Genomic DNA, 22,168 nt, shown 5'->3' with positions numbered 1-22,168 from the left:
CTCAGTCTATATTCATGAACACCTTCTTCACGCTTATCCTGACGTGCGTCAGCTTGCTTTGTTTTTCGCAAGAGGCCAAACTTCTAACCAATAACCAAGAATGGTATGATGGCAGTATCCTGCTTTCCGATGGTACGGAATTGAAAGGTCTCGTTAAATATAATGACCGAAACAGTGTTCTCTCTTATCTCGATGGTGAGAACACGAAAGCATTCAGTCAGCGAAGTGTTCTGGGATTTGAGTTCTTCGATGAAAGCATTCAGCGACAACGCGTATTCTACACGATACCGTATGAAGATTCTCAAACCGGTGTAAAAAGGCCGCTGTACTTCGAAGTGATACGGGAGTATAAAACTTTTGCTATCCTATCCAGGTATGAACCCTTGGAGACGAAACAGAAAACACAAACTTCGCCCGGTGGTAGTCTTAATGGAATGCCGGCCTACACAAGGACGTCCACACTGGAAATATCTCAAACCGAAACAATTTTCCTGATGCATAAGGATGGCACTATAAAACCATACTTTCGTATAATGAATATAGAGGACGGCACAAAAAATCTTATTACACAAAAGGACACGAAAACAAAGACCAAGATGTTCGATGAAGATTTGCTTGCCGAGTATGTAACAGGGCCGGTATATGATGACCTTCAACGGTATGCGAAAGAGAACAACCTGAAGTTTAAAAAGAAAGAGGATTTTATGAAGATCGTTGCCTACTATGATAGCCTCCGGAAGGAATAGCATCTATACTATATTACAATTTAATACAAACATTTTTCGCCTCGGTAAAAAATCGTAACGCTTCCCAACCACCTTCGCGACCAACACCCGATTGTTTCATGCCTCCGAAAGGTGTGCGCAGATCGCGGACGAGCCAGCAATTCACCCACACGATTCCGCTCTTTACTTCAGCGGCTACACGATGAGCACGCTTCAGGTTTTCCGTCCAGATTGTGGCGGATAGCCCATACGGTGTGCTGTTGGCATATCCAATCACTTCTTCTTCTTTCGCGAAGGGTGTAATGGAAACAACCGGCCCGAAGATCTCCTCCTGGTTGGTACGACACGCACAATTCAATCCGGTGATCACGGTGGGCTCAACAAAATATCCCTGCGCACATCGACCCGATATAGTAACACGATTGCCACCAGTTTCTATCGTTCCTCCTTCTTGTCGCGCAAGATCTATATAGGCCAAAACTTTGTTCATGTGTGCCTCAGATACCAATGCACCTGTATTGGTAACATCGGACAGCGGATCGCCTGTTATCAATGCCTTTGTGCGTTTCACAAATTCATCTACAAACTTCTTATATATACTTTGCTCTACAAAAATCCGGGATCCGCATAAACAGATCTCACCTTGGTTTGAAAAAGAGGATTGTATAGATGTAGTTACGGCCTGTTCAAAATCACAGTCAGCAAATATTATATTGGGATTTTTACCGCCAAGTTCGAGCGAAAGCTTCTTAAACATGGGCGCAGTCGTAGCAGCAATTTTCTTTCCGGTTACTGTGCCTCCTGTAAAAGATATAGCGGGAATTTCAGGATGCTCGATAATAGCCTGACCGGCTTTAGGCCCCAGACCATGTACTATATTTAAGACACCTTTCGGCAACCCTGCCTCTATACAGAGCCTAGAAAATAAAAAGGCAGTCATCGGTGTGAGCTCGGAAGGCTTTGCAACAACGGTACAGCCAGACGCGAGTGCAGGTGCAATTTTCCAGGTAAATAAATATAGCGGCAGGTTCCATGGAGATATACACCCAGCAATGCCAATCGGATTTCTCACCGTATAGTTAATAGCATCTGTACCTGTAACATGCGCTTCGCTGGCGAAGTGAATAGCACCACTGGCAAAGAAACGCATATTGGCAGAAGCGCGTGGTATATCAACAACTTTTGCAAGTTTTACAGGCTTGCCATTATCTATACTTTCCGCCAAAGCAAGCTTATCAAGGTCACGATCAATCAAATCGGCAATCCGCGTTAATATAGCAGACCGCTTTTCAACAGCCATAGTCGACCACTGGATAAATGCAGCTTTCGCTGCGACAACAGCCTTCTCCACATCGTGCTGATCTGAATCCGGAATTACACTATATATCTTTCCCTCGGCAGGACTATAGTTGCTGAGGAACTTTCCGGATATCGGCTCGACCAGTTCGCCATTGATATAATTATAGATCTTCTCCATGCGTTATAAACTCCCCGTGCGGCCTCCATCTACCGGGACATTGATACCATTTATATAGCCTGCTGCCGGAGTCGCGAGGAACGCAATGGCAGCTGCCACTTCATGTGCTTCCCCTATACGTGCTGCCGGAATTTCATTGATCATATCTTGCTTCGCTTCATCAAAAGTCTTTCCGCCCTTCTCTGCCTTTGAAGCAATGAGAGACTCGAGTCGCCCTGTCATAGTAGAACCTGGTAATACATTATTGACGGTAATACCAAACGATGCCAGCTCTAATGACAACGTCTTTGACCAATTTGCAACGGCTCCTCGAATAGTATTGGAAACACCTAACCCTCGAATAGGAATCTTCACCGATGTAGAAATAACATTAATGATTCGTCCATATTTTTCGCGCTTCATTCCATCTACAAATGCCTTTGCTAAAATCTGATTGCAGAGAAGATGATTTGAAAACGCTTTTACAAAATCCTGTATCTGCGCATCAATAGCCTGCCCGGCCGGTGGCCCACCCGTGTTATTTACAAGGATGTGTACGGCGTGTTCAGCTGCATACTTTTTCACTTTGCTTTCGAGCGTTTCCAGTGAATCAAAATCGGCAACTATATACGTGTGCTGTTGATCACCTTGCGTTGATAGCATTTGCAAAACGGCTTTTAGCTTTTCCTCATTCCGGGCAATTAAGGTCACATTTGCTCCCAATAACGCAAGCTCTATAGCAGACGCCTTGCCTATACCTTGCGTGCTGCCGCATACCACTGCACGTTTACCTTTTAAATCAAGATTCATTATTAAAGTATGTAACTGAATTGTTCTTAAATTTAAGAAAGGAATAGATTGGTTGACATACCGCATACAACATTATACATTTATTTATATGACTATTCGCAGACCGTTTAATCTGAATCAATGGATCAAAGAAAATCGTGACCTGTTGAAACCTCCGGTTGGAAATAAAAATCTCTATGCTGATGCCGGTGACTATATCGTTATGATTGTCGGTGGACCGAATGCGCGAAAGGACTATCACTTTAATGAGACAGAAGAATTATTCTATCAACTGGAAGGCGATATCAATGTGCGTGTACAAGAGGATGGCAAGCCGGTAGACATTCCGATAAAGGCCGGAGAAATGTTTTTGCTTCCTTCAAGAGTTCCACATCGTCCGGAGCGTCCTGCCAATTCTATAGGGCTTGTAATTGAGTGTAAACGTCCGGAGAAAGATATAGAGGATGGATTGATTTGGTATTGCGACCATTGCAATACCAAGCTGCATGAATATCGTTTTCATTTGGATAATATTGAAAAGGATTTCATTCCACGCTTCCGCGAATTCTATGGCTCAAAGGAACTACGGACCTGCAAGAAATGCGGAACAGTGATGGAGGCAGACCCACGATTTGTATAGGCAAAGTATAACTGCTATTCTGGAACAACAATTTACTATAACACTACACGTCCCAATGTTGCACCATGCATTGTGAGTATATATACACGACATGAAAGGAATTGGATACTATAGTTCGCCTGTTGGCGATTTTATAATTGAGTCGGAGAACGACAAGATTATCACAATGAATTTTTTAAAAAACTCTCGAGAGGAAGAAGTCCGGACAGCCGTAATCGATCAGTGCATCAACGAGCTGGATGAGTATTTTTTTAAGGGTCGAAAATTCTTCACCGTTGAACTTGATTTCCGCGGATCAGCTTTTCAGGTAAAAGTATGGAACGCGTTGATGACTATTCCCTATGGGAAAACGGTTTCGTATGAAGAGATCGCGCTTCGCGTAGGAGACATCAAATCTATACGTGCTGTTGGCTTAGCAAATGGACAAAATCCTATTGCTATTATTGCTCCCTGCCATCGTGTTATTGGTAAAAGTGGTGACCTGGTAGGATATGGAGGCGGACTCGAAAATAAAGAATGGCTGCTATACCATGAAGGCGCGATTTTAAGACAACTCTCATTATTTTAGTTCCAGCGATGCATTAACTATATATCAAAACTTATCTTTCATCTATACCTCTTAAAAATCCATCTCTCAAAGACTACACTTTAAATATGAAATTTAAGAATACACTTCAGTTCGCTAAACAATCTGACAAAGAAGATACACTTCGTAACTACCGGAATAAGTTTCTGATTCCGAAAGCAAATAACAAGCAGGCCATCTACCTCATCGGAAACTCGCTTGGACTTCAGCCAAAAACAACAAAACAGTTTATAAACGAGGAGCTAGAGGACTGGGCAAAGCTTGGCGGAGAAGGACATGTTCATTCCAGGAGGCCATGGATATACCACCATCAACTTGCCAAGAAAACATTGGCAGGCATTGTAGGCGCTAAACCCTCGGAGGTAATCGCCATGAACCAGCTCACGGTTAATTTACATTTGATGATGGTATCATTTTATACACCGACTACTGAGCGTTATAAAATTATAGTGGAGGCTGGCGCGTTTTCATCGGACCAATATGCATTTGAAACACAGATAAAATTCCATGGACTAAATCCCGACAAGGTATTAATAGAACTTAAACCACGGGAAGAAGAGTTCACATTGCGAACAGAAGATATTGTTAGCGCGATTGAAGAGCATGGACGCGAAGTAGCGTTGGTAATTTTAGGAGGTGTTCAATACTATACAGGTCAATTTTTTAATATACCTAAAATTACAGCCGCGGCTCATAGCGTGGGCGCTATAGCAGGCTTTGACCTGGCACACGCAGTGGGTAATGTTCCGCTAAATCTTCACAAAGACCAGGTCGATTTTGCAGTATGGTGTAGCTATAAATATTTAAACGCAGGGCCGGGTGCAATTGCCGGTGCCTATATACACGAGAAGTATGAAAGCAATACGGAACTGCCACGCTTTGCAGGCTGGTGGGGATATGATGAAAAGGAGCGCTTTGGGATGAAAAAAGGATTCAAACCGATGAAAGGTGTGGATGGATGGCAACTTTCAAATGTACCTATATTTCAAAATGCAGCTTTACTGGCGTCACTAGAAATATTCCATGAGGCGGGTATAAAAGCATTGCGTAAGAAAAGCGTAGCACTTACCTCCTACCTCGAATATATTTTAAAGGACATCGATCCGCTTGAGAACACATTAAAAATCATTACACCTGCTAATCCGGAAGAGCGCGGGGGCCAGCTCTCGATCTTCATGAAACAAAACGGCAAAAAAATATTTCAGCAGTTAAACAAAGCGGGGATCATTGCCGATTGGCGAGAACCCAATGTAATCCGCATAGCGCCTGTTCCGCTCTATAATTCATTTGAAGATATATACAGGGTGGGTGAAATTCTGAACAGCTTAATCTGATGGCAACCGCGAATAAAGCTATCGCTATAGCAGGAGCAGGATTAGTCGGTTCTTTGCTCGCCCTATATTTAAGTAAACGGGGTTATAAGGTTTCGGTATTTGAGCGCAGGGCCGACATGCGAAAGAATACATTACAAGCAGGACGCTCTATTAATCTGGCACTCAGTACACGCGGCCTCAAAGCTCTTGAGGAGGTGGGATTGGCAGATGCTATAAAAAAAGTAGCGATCCCGATGCATGGCCGTATGATGCACGACCTGCAAGGCAATCTTACCTTTCAACCGTACGGTAAAGAAGGACAGTTCATTAATTCTATATCGCGAAGTGATCTCAACATCGTATTGATCAACAAGGCCGAGGCATCCGGTGTTTCTTTTCACTTCAATCAACGTATCACGCATGTTGATACTGACAAGACTTCCATCACGATAATGTCTCCGGAAAATCATATATCAACGCACACATTTGATGTTGTGGTTGGTGCTGATGGAGCTTTTTCTGCTGTACGGCAAACCATGCAATTCTCGGAACGATTTAATTTTTCTCAAGAGTATATAGAGCATGGCTATAAAGAACTTCATATACCTGCCGGTATAGCGGGTGCATTTCATCTTGAAAAAAAGGCACTGCACATCTGGCCACGCCAAAGCTTCATGATGATTGCACTTCCCAACCCGGACGGAAGCTTTACATGTACACTATTCTTTCCCTTTGAAGGCTCTCCTTCCTTTGCAACGCTGACATCCGACCGTGCTATAGAAGACTTTTTCAAGACTACTTTTCCGGATGCAGCGAAGCTGATGCCTTCTCTTCTGGATGACTTTAACAGGAATCCTGCCTCTTCTCTTGTTACTGTAAAATGTTCTCCCTGGGTACGCAACAAAACTTTTCTTATTGGTGATGCTGCACACGCGATCGTTCCGTTTTATGGACAAGGTATGAATGCTGGTTTTGAAGATTGCAGAATTCTAAATGCACTACTGGACAAGCATCATGACCATTGGGATATTGCATTACCTGAATTCCAAAAGCAACGCAAACCTGACGCTGACGCTATAGCGAAACTGGCTCTTGATAATTTTGTAGAGATGCGTGACCTTGTGGCAGATGCAGATTTTTTATTGCGAAAGAAAATTGAAGCGAAACTTCACACGCTATATCCCAAAAAATGGATTCCGCTATACTCGATGGTTACATTTCATGACCACGTCCGATACTCCGAAGCCTACACCATCAGTCGTTTACAAACAAAGATCATGAACGAAGTAATGAGCAGGCCCGGAATACAGGATCAATGGGAGTCTTTGGACTTTAAAGCTATAGCTGAATCACTTCAACGGGAGCTATAGTCCGAGATATCTACATATCAATCTTCTGCTGAAGAGAAGCCACAATTATAAGAGAAAGCATATTTATTGGTGCCTGCCAGATCATCATTCCATACAAGCGACTCAACATACGATGATGTATACACATAAGTAAAATCTTGCGGCTGCTGAACTTCGGGGCCACCGCCTACCGGCACTTCATATATACCTTTACCTGGATTGTTCTTTGAGAAAAGATTCAGGAATGAGATATCATACCGCATTACCGGATAAGACACGATATTACACACCGGAAAGAATACAGGATTACCCACAGCATGTGCCAATAACTTAAACGGATTTGTCTTCTTGTCGTAAGCAGACCCGGTATACCCAGTGAATGGATTGCCATTTACAGTTCCACTTACAAACGTCACATTTCCACTGCCATATGTCAGATCTTTCTGTATTACAAATGTAGGAGGATCACCAGCACCTCCACCATATTCGCTTTCAACAAGATAGTCTACAACCGTTGGAGAAGCGTAGTGAAAATCAAAATGCCTTCGGAATCCATAGGAATCATACACATCCGACTCTACAATACCAAAAGGGCCGTGTGTAAAATCGAAACTATACTCTGGTGCTGGATCACCAGTATATATCTCTGCACTTATCAATTGATCCGATCCGTTGTACTGAAAAAGAATTTTACTTCCTTCAGCTTCGAGCTTCACCAGTCTTCCGGAACTACTGTAGTAGGCTTTATGCCATTCATCTTCCCAATAAACTTTATCGATACGACAAGTGCGACAAGGATGCGATGGATCGCATGACGAGATCAGGATGAGGCAAAGCAATAGCATTGACCCCATCATCATTTTGATGGTTTTCATAAAAAGAGGGTTTTTAAAATTTAACTAAGAAAAGTTATCAAGGTAAAGTTGATTATGCAACAACTTTTAAATACGTTCCAACGCTTACTATATATACAGTATATACTTTGTCAATTTGAAGTTACTACACTTTGAATAGCACTTTCATCAAAAAGATCGTCTTTGATATGTATTTTATACTCCTCATAACGCTCGAAGACATCCTGTATATAGTTTACAGGCTCTTCGCATTTGCAATATCCGGCAGCCACAACAGGGTCACGATAAAATCCAGGATCAGATTTTTTTAGCAGGTAGTATTGTACATTATCATCCCACACGGCAACGCTTTTGTCTTTACCATACTTGCGCAATAGTTTTTTCGCATCCAGTATATGTGAAAGTCCAGCGTTGTAGGATGCTAAAATAAATTTCAGACGTTGCACAGAATCCGGCACAGATTTTTTCCAGTATCGATCCAGGTATTTTAAATAGCTAACACCGGCATTCATGCTTTGCCTTGGATCATTAACATTTTTTGCTCCGAAGCGCTTCGCGGTCTCAGGCATCAACTGCATCAATCCGCGTGCACCTGCCCACGACTCTTCAGTTGGATTAAATTTAGATTCCTGATATACAACGGCAGCGAGTAAACGCCAATCCCACTGCAATTTTTTGGCACCTTCTTTAATGAGATCATCATACGGCGAAAGACGATTACTACCATAAGAGAAGTAGTCACTCTTCATGCGTATCAACGATGTGCGTGGACTTTTAAAGTAGCGATTATAAATTACCATAAAGGTTGGCCTCTTTTTTATCTGAAGCAACCAATCATCAATTTCAGTTAACAACTCTGGAGAATTTTTACGTACAGCCCAAGCAATCTGTTGTGGTATACTTAGCACAGTACTTACATCCAGATTAGGATAATATGCAGCATTCACTTGTGCCATGGTGTGATCGGCAATGGTATAGTCTATCTCACCAACAGAAACTTTTCTGATCAACGATTCACTTTCAGAATTCAGTGTATCTTCTTTAACAAGTATATCTGTACCGATCTCTTCTGACAGATTTTTAATCCGCATCGCGTGACTGGTACCTTTAATGACGTGTATTTCTTTACCTCCCAACGCGGATGGAGTTCGGATGAGCGACGCATTAATCTGATCTTCATTCAACTTGCGCCAGTTCACAGGCTTGCGTTGTACAAGCACCTGGTATGTATTAAAATGCGGCCGTGTAAATGCAACTAATTCCTTTCGCGGCTTATTGATCGTTAGCGGAAAAGCTATAATATCACCTTCACCTTTATTTAATTGATCTATTGCAGATTCTACACCACTGGTGACTTTAATTTTTAACCCAACTTTCAAGTGTTTTGCAAGATCTTGCAGCAATTCATATTCATATCCCATCGGCTTGCCCTTGTATATAAAGTAGCTAATGGAGTTATTATCTACGAGCGCATTTATATAACCGCGTTCGCGAATGGCATGGAGGTCCAGTCTAACCGCCGGTTCAGAAGGAAAAGCTTCTTTTTGAGGCGGATTGCAGGAAATTGCCACGATTGAGAGGAGACAAACTCTCGACCAGGATCGTACTAAAACCAACATAGTAAAATCAAAGTTACGGCTTTCATTTGAAAACAAAAAACCGCAATACAACGGTATATCTATACGCAAATAATTACACTAAATATACCTTACAATAACACTATATATTTCTCATTTCAACTTTTGTGATACATCTACCGGAAAATCTGTAATGAGTATATCAATTTGCTTTTTAGCAATCATTTCCAGATAGAATTCAGCCGGATATATAGCCGCATTATTTCTATTAGATTCACTCGCATCAGTCATCATAGCAATTTTGAACCGCTGAAACTCCTTTATCAATGCTCCCGTTGTAGATGATGTTATATATGCTATTAAACTAGAATTCGATATACCTGATTTCTGAACACTCTTCCACGATGCTTCGTCTTTAGCGAGAAAAGAAATCGCAACCGCATCGGACAAACTATATACCTTTGAAGTCATTGCAGGGTCGAACGTAAGCACAATACATTTTTTAATCAAATCATATCGCGTTACCAATTCAATAGTCTCTTCCCATACATCATCCTTTATATCCAGCATCAACACAACATCGTTTGCTTTCGCATAGGCTAATACTTTTTCAAACGTGGGTATAAGTTCATTCGTTAATTCACCAGATGAAGTTCGCAGGTATAGTGTATTCAGATAGGCGTTACTAAGATCAGAAATCTTGCCAACACCATTGGTAGTTCTATCCACAGTTTCATCGTGCATGACATATAGCGTACCCTCTTTGCTTTTCCGGATATCCACTTCTACTATTACCGGCTTTATGTTACAATGGGATACGGTATATTTAATAGCTATCAATGAGTTCTCAGGTAACTGGTTATAGAAACCTCCTCTATGTCCACAGATTAACACCGTGTCCTTTCCCTTGGATAAAAAATCATGCGGCTGTGCCATCGCTAAATAGTTGAGCACACACAGAACAAAAACAATTGCTTTACTTTTCATCTCGTTAATCGCTTCAAATACATTTAACTATAGCGCTACTATATACAAGACTACAAAAAGAAAAAGGCTCCGAAGAGCCCTTTTCCATATTGAACATTTACGAAAAAACTAGTTTCCAAAGATATAGCGAACACCGACTTGCATCTGCCAAACGTTATCAATGGTAGCGCCTTTGATGAAAGAATCTTTCAGCAATGTAGTTGTACCATCAGATTGTGTTTGCGTTGCCAAACGGTATAGAGGCTGACCTTGTGCGTTAATGCTTGCCACAGTTAACGGACTGGTTGTTGTTGCCTGGTAGCTTACACCCCACTTATCGTTGATAAGGTTACCAACGTTGAGTATATCTGCGCGAAGTTGAATTGTATTTCTTTTTTCTTTCGTTCCGATTTTAACACTGAACTCCTGAACGATAGTCAAGTCAAATCTTGTTAACCAAGGGAAGTAACCACCATTTCTTTCAGCATACTCGCCTCGGCGTGTCTTCAGGTAATCGTTTCCTTCAATGTATGCATCGAATGCTGCTTGTTGATCTGCTGGTGATGCACCTGCAAATGAACTTGAAGCGGCTATAGGAGCAAACAGAAGTTCTGAAGCCTGGTTAGGAACATAAAGCAAATCATTGTTCTGACCATCTCCATTCAAGTCGTTACCACCACCACTGGTTGGGTAAGTATATGAAATTTTAGAACCGCTGGTAGATACCATACCAAGAGAGATTGTAGTAGAACCTCCGATCTTATTTCCATACTCGAGCCTATAGCTTGCGTAACCGCTGATACGATGACGAAGGTCATTATCAGCATATGATGTAGTCAAGTAGTTCTGACCTGCAACGGTAGGTATATTTGCCTGTACTGTACTTCCAACAGATTGAATGTCTTTCGCCATTCCATAGGTATAGGCAACCATTCCACCAAAACCTTTTGTAACTGTTTTCTCCAATTTGAAAGTAGCAGTATAAGAGCTTCCCTTTGTGGTGTTCTTCAACACAAACACGTTAGAAACCTGAGGATTATAGAAACGTGCCTGAGCAACAGTATTGTTAGCACCTGTACCTGAGCTAGCCACACCAGATGCAGGGAAACGATCACGGTCATCAGGTCCTGTAAAATTACGATCGGCAGCCTTGAGGTTAGCATCGATGTAACGCAGACCTTGCACGTTTTTGTTATAGATAAATTCTGCAGTTGCTACCAAGCCCCATGGTAATCTTTGATCAACCGCGATATCGCTCTTCCAGATCATCGGGTATTTTAAATCAGGATCCGTTGCGTTAACAGCATACGGAGCAAGTGTACTGATGTCTGTACTGGTTGGTATTATACCGGAAGGCAGTTCCGTTGGACTAAGTCTGAAAGGATAAGTAACATCGGTTACGTTTATTACAGCGGTATTCACACCGTTGTTTCCGAGCTGGTTAGACACAAGTACTTGTGGTATACGTGATACAAACAATCCGCTACCTCCGCGCAACTGTGTGTTTCTGTCACCTTTCAAGTCATAGTTGAAACCAATTCTTGGCGATATCAGTAAACGTGCTTTCGGAAAAGCACCTGTATTTACTCTATAGTCTTTACCATCTTCATCCTTGAAAGTCATTGCTCCAACAATCGGGTTGTAGAAATCAGCAGCTGTACCGTTGTCGTATGCAAACACATCACCACGGATACCACCGGTTAATTTAAACTGTTCGTTGACCTGGAATTCATCTTGTATATAGAAGCTATAGGTAGATACATTTAGTTTTTGCCATGGCTCTGCACCACCTGGCAACAATGAATAGCGCAGGTTATACTTCTCTACGTTTACAGGAGAAACCCCACCATCCGTATTATTCTTATACGCTAAAGCAGCTTCTTTGAAATCGGAGATCGAGTTATATACATACAAGCCGTTTGATACTGGGAAGAACAAATTGTTTGATGTAAAGAACTCATACGAAAGACCGAGTGTGAAAGTATGTTTACCTAAGAAGTAAGTGAAGTTGTCGGTAATGTTGAATGTAGAGTAATTCAACTTGTTACTTGGCGTGAACGGATCGAAGCCGAGGGTGGTATAAACACTTCCCTGTGGTACATCCAGATCACCATCCAATATTTCGATGGTAGGGAACATACCTGTTTTATACTTACGGTCTTCAATCTGCTTGTTATAGGTAACAACAAGGTTGTTGGCGATTTTACTACCAAAGGTTGAGTTTAGCTCAGCAGCAACAGAACGTGTATTGTCCTGAATTATATAGCCTGTGTTCTCAGGAGAGATAGCCAGAGCACTGTTGGTACGATTTCCGAAACCAGCAGTGTTACTACTGTTACTATCGCTGATACGCTGACCTGATTCAGAATTGTGATGTGAGTAACGTACAGAAAGTTTGTGATGATTATTGATATTATAATCCAGACGAATAATAGCCTTCTTACTGGTAAGTTCGTTATTGAAATTATCAATAGCACCGATGTCGTAATTAAAGTTGGTGCTCATGAAGTTACCAAGATCTACCAGGTCTGAAGCAAGCACGCGTGAAATGTTACCACCCGTGGTTCCGCGATTAGCTTGCCATGTAAGTGCAGGCGTGCTACTTTCAAATTGCTCAGCATTAATAAAGAAGAACAATTTGTTAGGAATGATTGGACCACCGATGCGAACACCGAATGTTTTTTCATCGATGTTAACATTGTTGAGTTTTCTTCCGTCAGCTTTTGTACCAGTCAGGTCATTATTTCTAAAGAGATAGTAAACAGAACCATTTACATCATTTGTACCCGATCTTGTCACGGCATTTATACCAGCACCGGTAAAACCTGATTGACGCACATCGAAAGGTGCTATGTTCAATTGAATTTCATCAAGTGCATCCAGCGATACAGCTGCAGTACCTGTACGACCACCTGCCTGAGCAGAGCTTCCCAAACCAAAACCATTGTTAAATACTGAACCGTCAATGGTAAAGTTATTGAAGCGGCTATCCTGTCCGGCAAAAGAACGTCCGTTGCTGTATGGGTTATACTTTACAATGTCGTTAACTGTTCTGCCGATGGTGGGCAAACTGTTAATAGCTGAATTCCCGTAGGAGATGTCAGCACCCGTACGATCCGAACTGAATATATCATTTCGGTTACCTACTACAGTAACCTCCTGTAATTCTGTACTCTCATCAGTAAGTTTTACATTCAAGTCGGCCTTTGTACCAAGATTAAGATATATATTATCGTAAGCCTGTTCTTTGTATCCAACGAAGGTTACTTTAACAGAATAAGGTCCGCCAACGCGCATACCTGGCAAAGTATAGCGACCATCTGCCAATGTTGTTGTTCCGTAAGTTGTTCCTGAAGGTGTGTGAACTGCCAGAATTGTAGCTCCGGGCAGCGGCTCTCCTTTGGCATCGGTAATGACCCCCGCCATGGAGGATGTTGTAACCTGCGCAAACAAGCTTGTTAAAGCCGTTAGCATCAAGGCTAAGGTTAATGGTAGAATTCTCCTCATACTTTATTGGATTTAGATTAATGGTTTTTAGAGCGCGTAAAAATACCCGAACATCAAGAATTAAACTTTAAAGCACGTTTAAATCTTTCCACAAATTGTTTACAATAAGTTAACAAACCCTCTTGTCAACATACACCATACTCCAGTTAACCTTTTGACAAATAATTATTTAGGCTAATGTTAAAGAAATAATTTCTATTGGTCTGATGACCTCAGAGTTTATTTTGAGGAATTTTTCTTACATCGTTTGCATACCACGATTAGCGGAAAATACTTTTATAAATTCGTTGGTTGTCGCTTTAATTTCTCCTCTAAAACTATTTGAGTTTCCTCTCAACGCTTCAGCTCTTCGATCGGCTATAGGTAATCATCACCCTATTTACCTTACTCCTTTTTAAATTATCCTTACTACTTTCATGAGACGTGCAATGCATTTGCCGGACGCAATTCACTACCTGATCACAGAACTTTTTGGTTTCGATTCTTTTGCAATCTTTGTAAACCCAAAACAACCTCTATTTTTTAAACTATGATCGCATTCCTAAAAGGAAGACTCGTGCATCGAGATCCAACGCATGTTGTGATCGATGTAAATGGCGTAGGCTACCTGGTGCACATTTCGTTGCAGACATTTTCAGATATTAAAGAGCAAGAGAATATAATGCTCTTCACGCACCTCTCCATTCGCGAAGACGCCCACGTATTGTTTGGATTCAGCTGTGAATCCGAGAAGAGACTTTTCCAGCAACTCATTTCTGTAAATGGTGTTGGCCCGAGTACTGCAGTGGTTATGCTTTCCTACATGAACAGTAACGAGCTAAAGTCTTCTATAGTAAAAGAAGATGCAGCAGCACTCCAAAGTATAAAAGGCATTGGTGGAAAAACTGCACAGCGCGTAATTATAGAATTAAAAGATAAGCTTAAGAAAGAAAGTTGGGAAGAGACTCAGACTTCTGTTTCTTCCGGCCCTCACAATACTTTACGTAAAGAGGCGTTATCAGCTTTGCTTACGTTAGGACTACCTAAATTAGTAGCAGAGAAAAGTGTTGATGCCGCCCTGAAAAAATCAGGAAATACCATTACATTAGAAGATTTAGTTAAACAAGCCCTAAAAAACGCCTAGACGTTTGAGAGTCTTTACTCGACAACCCCACGTTGCCCTTAAGCTTGGCCGCCTCGTTATTGCATGGCTCAGCTTCTTCACGCTTACCGATGAAGCTCTAGCTCAACGGCAAGACACTACGCGCGTAAATTCCGACACTACAAAGAATACACCTTATCGTCCTGACAAGCGCCCGACTTACCGACCTGCAGATCGGTATGGAGATCCATTTTCAAATCGCCAAAGTGAATCACCACTTTATCTGAAAGATCCTAATCAGATGAAGCTGGATGTAGAAATAGATACGGCTCAGAATTATACCATCTACGAAAAAATTGGTGATCTCAATTATCGTCCTGCTTCAAGTATGTCGTTTGAAGAATTTAAACAATATCAGGACAGACAAATATTAAAGAGTTATTGGAAAGGGCGAGCGAAGGCGCAGGACGGAGAAAGCCCGGTGAGTGGACGCGGCTTTGTACCTAAAATATTTTTGAGCCCGGTGCTCGACAGAATTTTCGGAGGAAGTTATATAGAGTTAGTACCGCGTGGTTTTGTTACCCTTGACTTTGGAGCATCGTTCCAACGCATGTATAATCCTACACTACCTATACGTCAGCAACGAAATGGTGGCTTTGAGTTCGATCAACAGATCAACATGAGTGTAGTGGGTAAGATTGGAGAAAAGCTTGCTGTTACCGCTAACTTCGACAACAACAACTCTTTCGACTTTCAAAACAACATGAAGGTTGAATATACCGGCTTCAAGGAAGATATACTTCAAAAGCTTGAGATCGGTAACGTGAGCTTGCCTTTAAACAACACGTTGATACAAGGTGCGCAGAACCTGTTTGGTATAAAAGCGCAGATGCAATTTGGGAAACTTAACGTAACTACCATTGCTACTACACAGCGTGGTAAAGCATCGTCTATAGATATAGGGGGTGGTGCCGGCACCAGCGGACAAGGAAGACCTTTTGAAATTATAGCTTCAAACTATGATGATAACCGTCACTTTTTCCTGGGGCAATTCTTTCGTGACAATTATGAAAGATCAATCGCCAATCTTCCACAGATCATCTCGAATGTAAACGTTACGCGTGTTGAGGTATATGTACTCAACAGAAATAACGACACCCAAACGCTTCGCAACGCGGTTGCCCTTATGGATTTAGGGGAAGGCAGAACCATTTATAACAGCGCTGTTGAAAGTAACAACAAATCTGTACCTGCAAACTCAAATGATGCAAATAAGCTTTTTGATTTTTTAACTAAACAAGACCGATCACCTGATGGCATCAACCAGACACTTGAAGGATATTTTGCAGGAGATAACAACAACGGTACTGATTTTGAAAAAATAACCGGAGCCCGAAAACTTAATTCAACGGAATTCACATTCCATCCTCAATTAGGCTATATCACACTCACGCGTAAACTTCAGAATGACGAAGTGTTGGCGGTCGCGTATCAATATACCTATATAGGAAAACCCTATACAGTCGGGGAGTTAACAGAAGATTATGCGAACCGGAAAGATGAAGAAGTTATTTTCCTGAAATTGTTAAGGCCACGCAAGATTGCTATTCGCGATCAATCAAGACGCATCATTCCAACCTGGAATCTGATGATGAAAAATATTTACAACCTGAATGTAAGCCAGCTTTCGCGGGATGGATTTCAATTGCGCATCGTGTATCGCGATGCACGAAGTGGTGTAAACAACCCGCAGTTACAAGATGGTTCTTCGACACTGAAGGATAAACAGCTGGTTGAAATATTAGGACTCGATCGACTCAATCCTGTGAACGACCCGGGGCGTGATGGTAATTTCGACTTTGTAGAAAACATTACAATCAATACGCAGACGGGGGCTATCATCTTTCCATTCCTGGAGCCCTTCGGAGCCGGACTTCGTAAATCTTTCAAAAATGAGCCGACTGAGGATTATCTGATTCAAAAATACTCGTACGATACACTTTATAACGCGACCAAGGCAGATGCAGAATTGTTTGCCACAAAAAACAAATTCTATTTAATGGGAACCTATAGCGCAGGTTCATCAAAAGAAATTCTTATTCCCGGGTTCGGTGTATCGCAGGGCTCCGTAAAATTATTCGCAGGCGGTATACCTCTGAATGAAGGAACTGATTATGTGGTTGACTATACCTTTGGTAAAGTCACAATACTGAACGATGCCATTCTTAGCTCCGGCAAAAATATTGAAGTACAGTATGAGCAATCCGATCCGTTTGCATTTCAAACGCGAAGCTTGTTAGGAACGCGACTCGACTATAAATTAAATGAAGATGTAAATTTAGGTTCTACCTTCTTATACTATAACGAGCGGCCTATCATTAGTCGTAACCAGATCGGCACAGAGCCCGCACGAAATATGCAATACGGCTTCGACTTTAATGTGAATAAGAAAAGCCGCATGCTCACCAAGATTGTAGATGCACTTCCTTTTCTTCAAACGAAAGAGCAATCTACTGTAAACATCACAGGGGAATTTGCGCAGTTAATACCAGGAACTTCCAATGTTATTGATGGTGAAGGCACTGCCTATATAGATGATTTTGAAAATGCCGCAACGCCCTATACATTAATGAACCCTCAAAGTTGGAAGCTTGCAGCTACACCAGAGACTACCAATGGACTATATGGATTGACAGGCGATCTTAAAAGTGTTGAATCCGGATACAAACGCGCCAAGCTTGCATGGTACTCAGTCGACAATCAGTTCTACCGTACCGGTGGAAGATTCAAACCTGATAACATCACTGAAGACGATTTAAAAAATCACTATGTAAGAGCGGTTGGTCCAAAAGAAATATTCCCTAACCGTCAATTGAATCAAGGTATTTTTTATGAGCAGATTTTTGATCTCGCATACTATCCTAAAGAACGCGGTCCTTATAATTACAATCCAGACTTAAATGGTTTCCTTAACAATCCTATAAACAACTGGGCTGGTATAACGACAGCCATTCGTACTGAAGTAGATTTCGATAAAGCGAATATTGAATATATAGAGTTCTGGATGCTCGATCCATTTATTCAAACCAATAATGGTGTAATCGAAGATGGCACCGGAGTTCCGAAGCGTGCAACGGGAGGTAAACTCGTATTCCAACTGGGGAGTATGTCTGAAGATCTCATGCTGGATGGTAAACATGCTTTCGAAAATGGATTACCGCCTAACGGAGATAAAGCAGCGGGGGCTGTTACTCCAAGCCAATGGGGCTATGTTACTTCGCAGCAGTACCTTACAAATTCTTTCGACAACGATCCTAACTCCCGTGTTAATCAAGATGTAGGATTGGATGGTCTTTCTGCAACCGAAGAAGTTGCCAAGTTCGACAACTTCATCAACAGCCCTGGTGTTCCTGCAGGTGAGCGTGAGAGAATTTTAAGTGATCCATCAGCCGATAACTTCCGGTATTACTTCGATACACAGTACGACAATGTGAACGCAAAAATTCTACAACGGTATAAAGACTTCAATGGTCTGGATGGCAACTCTCCTATCATTTCGGGAAGTGACTTGATTGCACAAGCTGCTACTACAATCCCTGACAATGAAGATCTGAACGCTGACAATACACTAAGCGAACTGGAAGAATACTATGAGTATGACATGAACCTGTTACCAGGCCAACTGCGAACAGGTCGTGAATATATAGTTGATGAAATCACCACGAAGGATAACAATTCGGATGAAAGTGTTACCTGGTATTTATTCCGGATTCCGGTACGTGTACCCGAGCGTCAATACGGTGGCATTGAAGGATTCAAGTCTATTAAATATGTACGTATGTTGCTCACAGGATTTAAAGATCCTATCGTATTGCGTATGGCAAACTTCCGCATGGTGGGCAGTCGCTGGAGAAGATATACCAGCAACCTGCAAGAAGGTGGACTTGTACCTGATTATGAAGAAACACAAGATGACTTCATGGTATCGGTTGTGAATCTGGAAGAGAATGGTGCAGGAAATGAAAACAAACCGCCGTATGTTATTCCTCCGGGAGTTGTGCGTGATCGTGATGCTACATCTTCAGTACCTCGTCAACTCAACGAACAATCTTCACAGCTCTGCGCAGATGATATTAAAGATGGTGATGCCCGTGCTATGTATAAGAATATGTCTGTAGACTTATTCAACTACGGCCGAATCAAAATGTATTTCCATGGACATAGTGAAGTTGCTACAGATGATAATCTTCGTGTATTCCTTCGTCTCGGTAAAGATCTGGATTCAAACTTTTATGAAATTGAAATTCCTCTCAAAATTACATCCACTCCAGTCACGGGTGATCTTGAGCGCTCCATATGGCCGGAAGAAAATGAAATCGATCTTGCACTGGATGAACTATATAGATTAAAAGCTGATCGCGATCGTAACAATGTTTCTATGAATCAGTTTTATCCGATTCAGGGAAGAGAAGTAGGACGACATAAGATTCGCATCTTCGGAAGACCTGATTTAACAAGTGTACAGTCACTCATGATTGGTGTTCGTAATCCACGATCGGATGACAAGCGCTCTTTCCCGGTCTGTATCTGGGCAAACGAAATGCGCGTAACCGATTTCAACCGAACTCCCGGATGGGCTGCTAACGCTACGATCAATGCAAAGCTTGCTGACTTCGCTACTATAACGGGAGCCGTTCGTCATACAAGTTTTGGATTTGGTGGTGTAAGCTCCAAGATTTTTGAACGTACACGCGAAGAAGCTACGGGGTATGACATATCTGCGAATGTAAACGTAGATAAACTATTACCGGGTAATACCGGTATCAAGATACCAATGTTCCTCAGTTATGAGAAAAATACGATAACGCCTTTATATGATCCTGCCAACCCTGACTTAAAACTGGACGCTGCGCTGCAGTCCTTTAATGAGGAGCAGCGCGCAAACTACCTCAACATTGTGCGCGACCAGACAGTCGGGCGAAGTATAAATTTTGTGAACGTGCGGAAGACTAAAGTAAAACCTGATGCGCCTTCCCATATATGGGATATTGAAAACTTTGCATTCAGTTATTCCTATAGCGATCGCGTACGCAAAAACTTTAACACGCAGGAAGCACTTCAAAAGCAGCAGAAGGGATCTATAGCATATACCTATAGCCCTAAAGCTACCGGCATAGAACCATTCAAAGACTCTAAAGGATTATCATCACCGTGGTTGAAACTTATCAAGGACTTCAACTTTAGTTTGATGCCCAGTAGTATAGGAGTACGGGCAGATCTGAATCGTTCATTCACGAAAAATGTATATAGAAATCCGGATGGTCAGGGAGGCTTTATTTCATCTCCAGAAAACTTCATGAAGTATTTCACTTTCGATCGTCAATACAATGTGCGTTGGAATTTATCGAAAAACTTATCGCTGGAGTATAACTCGCGGGCCAATGCAATTATTGATGAACCGGATGGTGAGCTTGATACTCAGGAAAAGAAAGATAGTGTGTGGACTAACCTGAAGCGGTTTGGACGGATGAAAAATTTTGATCAGAGTATAACATTGAATTATACTTTGCCTCTTGATAAGATTCCTGCAACGGACTGGCTTGGGGCTGACTATCGTTATCAGGTTAATTACAACTGGAAGGCCGGGCCTATAAATCGTCCTGATAGAGCGGACTCGACCATTGTTGACCTTGATGACGCGTACGATTTCAAAAACACAATTCAGAATAGTCGCGATCAGAATTTCTCCGGAAAGATTGATCTCGTCAGACTATATAATAAGATCAAATTCTTAAAAGAACTTAACACACCGAAGAAACCTTTAACGGCAGCACAACGTGCTCAACAAGCGCGACCACAGGCAAAAGCAGATACGGTAAAAGCTCCTGCAGAAATACCAGGTCTTGTGAAAGGCTTCTTTAGAATGCTCATGTCTGTACGTTCTATCAATGGTACCTATACTTTAACGGAAGGCACTATACTTCCGGGCTTTGCTCCGAAACCAAAATTCATGGGAATGGACGGAGACTGGAATGCACCCGGTTGGGGCTTTGTGCTGGGAAGCCAGGATCCTGATATCAGGAAAAAAGCATCTGACAACGGATGGTTGACAACAAACAGAGAACTATCAATTCCTTTTAGTCAGATCAGGAACGAAAACATTTCGATCCGTGCCAATGTTGAACCAGCTACCGATTTCAAAATACAACTTGATATCAAAAAAGAAGTTACCAGCATGTTCCAATCTATATACCGTGATACGATTACGATTGGCAACGATATATCTTTTGGCGACCTGAGTCCTAACCGCAGCGGTAGCTATAGAATTTCTACGATCAGCATCAAGACGGCTTTCAACTCAAGCAACAGCGATGTAGAGTCGTCTGTATTTAAAGATTTCGAAAACAATCTGCTTGAAATGAAAAGACGATTGGATTTCGCAAGTGGCAGTGAGAACGATACAACTTCGCAGGATGTACTCATTCCTGCATTCATCGCTGCATATACCGGCAGTGATGTAAACACCATGAGTTTATCTCCTTTCCCAAAAACACCACTACCAAACTGGCGTATAGATTATGCGGGGCTTAATAAACTCAGCGCCTTCAAAGATATATTTCAGTCTATAACACTTTCTCACGCATATCAATCGTCTTATTCAGTATTGAATTATAACAACTCACTTGAGTTTTCAGAAACAGAGAAATTAACGCTCGACCGTCCGATCACCGATTATAACACCCGATATTTTCCGAATACAGTGGGAGGTAAACTGGTACCGGTATATGTAATTAGTCAGGTGTTGATCTCCGAACAATTCTCACCGCTGATCGGCATAAATATGCGTACGAAGGGAAGACTCTCTGCTAACTTCCAGTATAAAACGAAACGTGATCTTTCCTTGAACATTTCGAACGCACAGATAACTGAACTAAACAGTAAAGATTTCTCATTCGAATTGGGATATACTAAAAACAACATGAGGCTTCCGTTCAAAACGCAGGGTCGTACCGTTGTATTAAAGAATGATGTTACGTTCCGCATGAACCTTACCGTTGCCAATACGAAAACCATCCAGCGGAAAATTGATGAATTGAACATCGTAACCAACGGTAACATCAACTTCCAGCTTCGTCCGAATGTAAGCTACGTTGTAAATCAAAAACTCAACATTCAGTTATACTTTGAACGCACGATCAACGAGCCGTTGGTATCCAACTCATACCGCAGGGCTACCACACGGTTCGGGGCACAGGTTCGATTCAGCCTCGCGCAATAAAACCTTATCAGGATGCAGGATTCGGCAATGCATGAATCTTGCATCC

Annotated in this window: 13 protein-coding genes; 7 read left to right on the top strand and 6 right to left on the bottom strand. The window is 41.9% G+C overall.

Annotated elements, in window-relative coordinates; all coding sequences use genetic code 11:
• Positions 1–14: 14 nt before the first annotated feature.
• On the top strand, positions 15–746 hold the full coding sequence (locus tag B5Y40_RS00580) for a hypothetical protein (RefSeq protein ID WP_079684773.1): 732 nt from the start codon (positions 15–17) through the stop codon (positions 744–746).
• A gap of 13 nt (positions 747–759) precedes the next feature.
• Here B5Y40_RS00580 and B5Y40_RS00575 read toward each other — a convergent pair whose 3' ends face one another.
• Together B5Y40_RS00575 and B5Y40_RS00570 are read right to left on the bottom strand one after the other, a co-directional pair.
• A complete protein-coding gene (locus B5Y40_RS00575; protein WP_079684772.1) occupies positions 760–2,202 on the bottom strand; it encodes an aldehyde dehydrogenase in 1,443 nt (480 codons plus the stop codon).
• A 3-nt stretch (positions 2,203–2,205) separates the two neighbouring features.
• On the bottom strand, positions 2,206–2,991 hold the full coding sequence (locus B5Y40_RS00570; RefSeq protein WP_079684771.1) for an SDR family oxidoreductase: 786 nt from the start codon (positions 2,989–2,991) through the stop codon (positions 2,206–2,208).
• Between the two features lie 88 nt (positions 2,992–3,079).
• On the opposite strand from B5Y40_RS00570, the gene B5Y40_RS00565 reads away from it, so the two are divergent.
• From B5Y40_RS00565 to B5Y40_RS00550, 4 genes are all read left to right on the top strand, one after another.
• Positions 3,080–3,610 (top strand): 3-hydroxyanthranilate 3,4-dioxygenase, encoded by a 531-nt coding sequence (locus B5Y40_RS00565; protein ID WP_079684770.1) that lies wholly within the window; start codon positions 3,080–3,082, stop codon positions 3,608–3,610.
• 91 nt (positions 3,611–3,701) lie between these two features.
• Positions 3,702–4,178 carry a methylated-DNA--[protein]-cysteine S-methyltransferase gene (locus B5Y40_RS29860; RefSeq protein WP_079684769.1) on the top strand — a complete coding sequence of 159 codons (477 nt, stop codon included), beginning with the start codon at positions 3,702–3,704 and terminating at the stop codon, positions 4,176–4,178.
• An 86-nt stretch (positions 4,179–4,264) separates the two neighbouring features.
• Positions 4,265–5,530 (top strand): kynureninase, encoded by a 1,266-nt coding sequence (gene kynU / locus B5Y40_RS00555; protein WP_079684768.1) that lies wholly within the window; start codon positions 4,265–4,267, stop codon positions 5,528–5,530.
• Positions 5,530–6,879 (top strand): FAD-dependent oxidoreductase, encoded by a 1,350-nt coding sequence (locus B5Y40_RS00550; protein ID WP_079684767.1) that lies wholly within the window; start codon positions 5,530–5,532, stop codon positions 6,877–6,879. The genes kynU and B5Y40_RS00550 overlap by 1 nt, the downstream gene beginning before the upstream one ends.
• A 17-nt stretch (positions 6,880–6,896) precedes the next feature.
• Here B5Y40_RS00550 and B5Y40_RS00545 read toward each other — a convergent pair whose 3' ends face one another.
• The 4 genes from B5Y40_RS00545 to B5Y40_RS00530 form a co-directional block, all read right to left on the bottom strand.
• Positions 6,897–7,733, bottom strand: a complete 837-nt coding sequence (locus B5Y40_RS00545; protein ID WP_079684766.1) for a hypothetical protein — start codon at positions 7,731–7,733, stop codon at positions 6,897–6,899.
• A gap of 110 nt (positions 7,734–7,843) precedes the next feature.
• Positions 7,844–9,283: an MltF family protein gene (locus tag B5Y40_RS00540; protein ID WP_159453572.1), complete on the bottom strand. Its 1,440-nt coding sequence runs from the start codon at positions 9,281–9,283 to the stop codon at positions 7,844–7,846.
• Between the two features lie 159 nt (positions 9,284–9,442).
• Positions 9,443–10,276, bottom strand: a complete 834-nt coding sequence (locus B5Y40_RS00535; protein WP_079684764.1) for a glycerophosphodiester phosphodiesterase family protein — start codon at positions 10,274–10,276, stop codon at positions 9,443–9,445.
• A gap of 108 nt (positions 10,277–10,384) precedes the next feature.
• Positions 10,385–13,762, bottom strand: coding sequence for a TonB-dependent receptor (locus tag B5Y40_RS00530; protein WP_079684763.1), 3,378 nt, complete (start codon positions 13,760–13,762; stop codon positions 10,385–10,387).
• A 529-nt stretch (positions 13,763–14,291) separates the two neighbouring features.
• Between B5Y40_RS00530 and ruvA the strand changes: the two genes are divergently transcribed.
• Together ruvA and sov are read left to right on the top strand one after the other, a co-directional pair.
• Positions 14,292–14,885, top strand: a complete 594-nt coding sequence (ruvA, locus tag B5Y40_RS00525) for a Holliday junction branch migration protein RuvA (protein ID WP_079684762.1) — start codon at positions 14,292–14,294, stop codon at positions 14,883–14,885.
• Between the two features lie 4 nt (positions 14,886–14,889).
• Positions 14,890–22,122: a T9SS outer membrane translocon Sov/SprA gene (gene sov / locus B5Y40_RS00520; RefSeq protein ID WP_245840448.1), complete on the top strand. Its 7,233-nt coding sequence runs from the start codon at positions 14,890–14,892 to the stop codon at positions 22,120–22,122.
• Positions 22,123–22,168 lie beyond the last annotated feature (46 nt).

It is taken from the genome of Ohtaekwangia koreensis, from assembly GCF_900167975.1.
GTDB classification, from domain to species: domain Bacteria; phylum Bacteroidota; class Bacteroidia; order Cytophagales; family Cyclobacteriaceae; genus Ohtaekwangia; species Ohtaekwangia koreensis.
The sequence above is the reverse complement of the archived record's forward strand: the minus strand, read 5'-3'. Positions and strand labels throughout refer to the sequence as shown.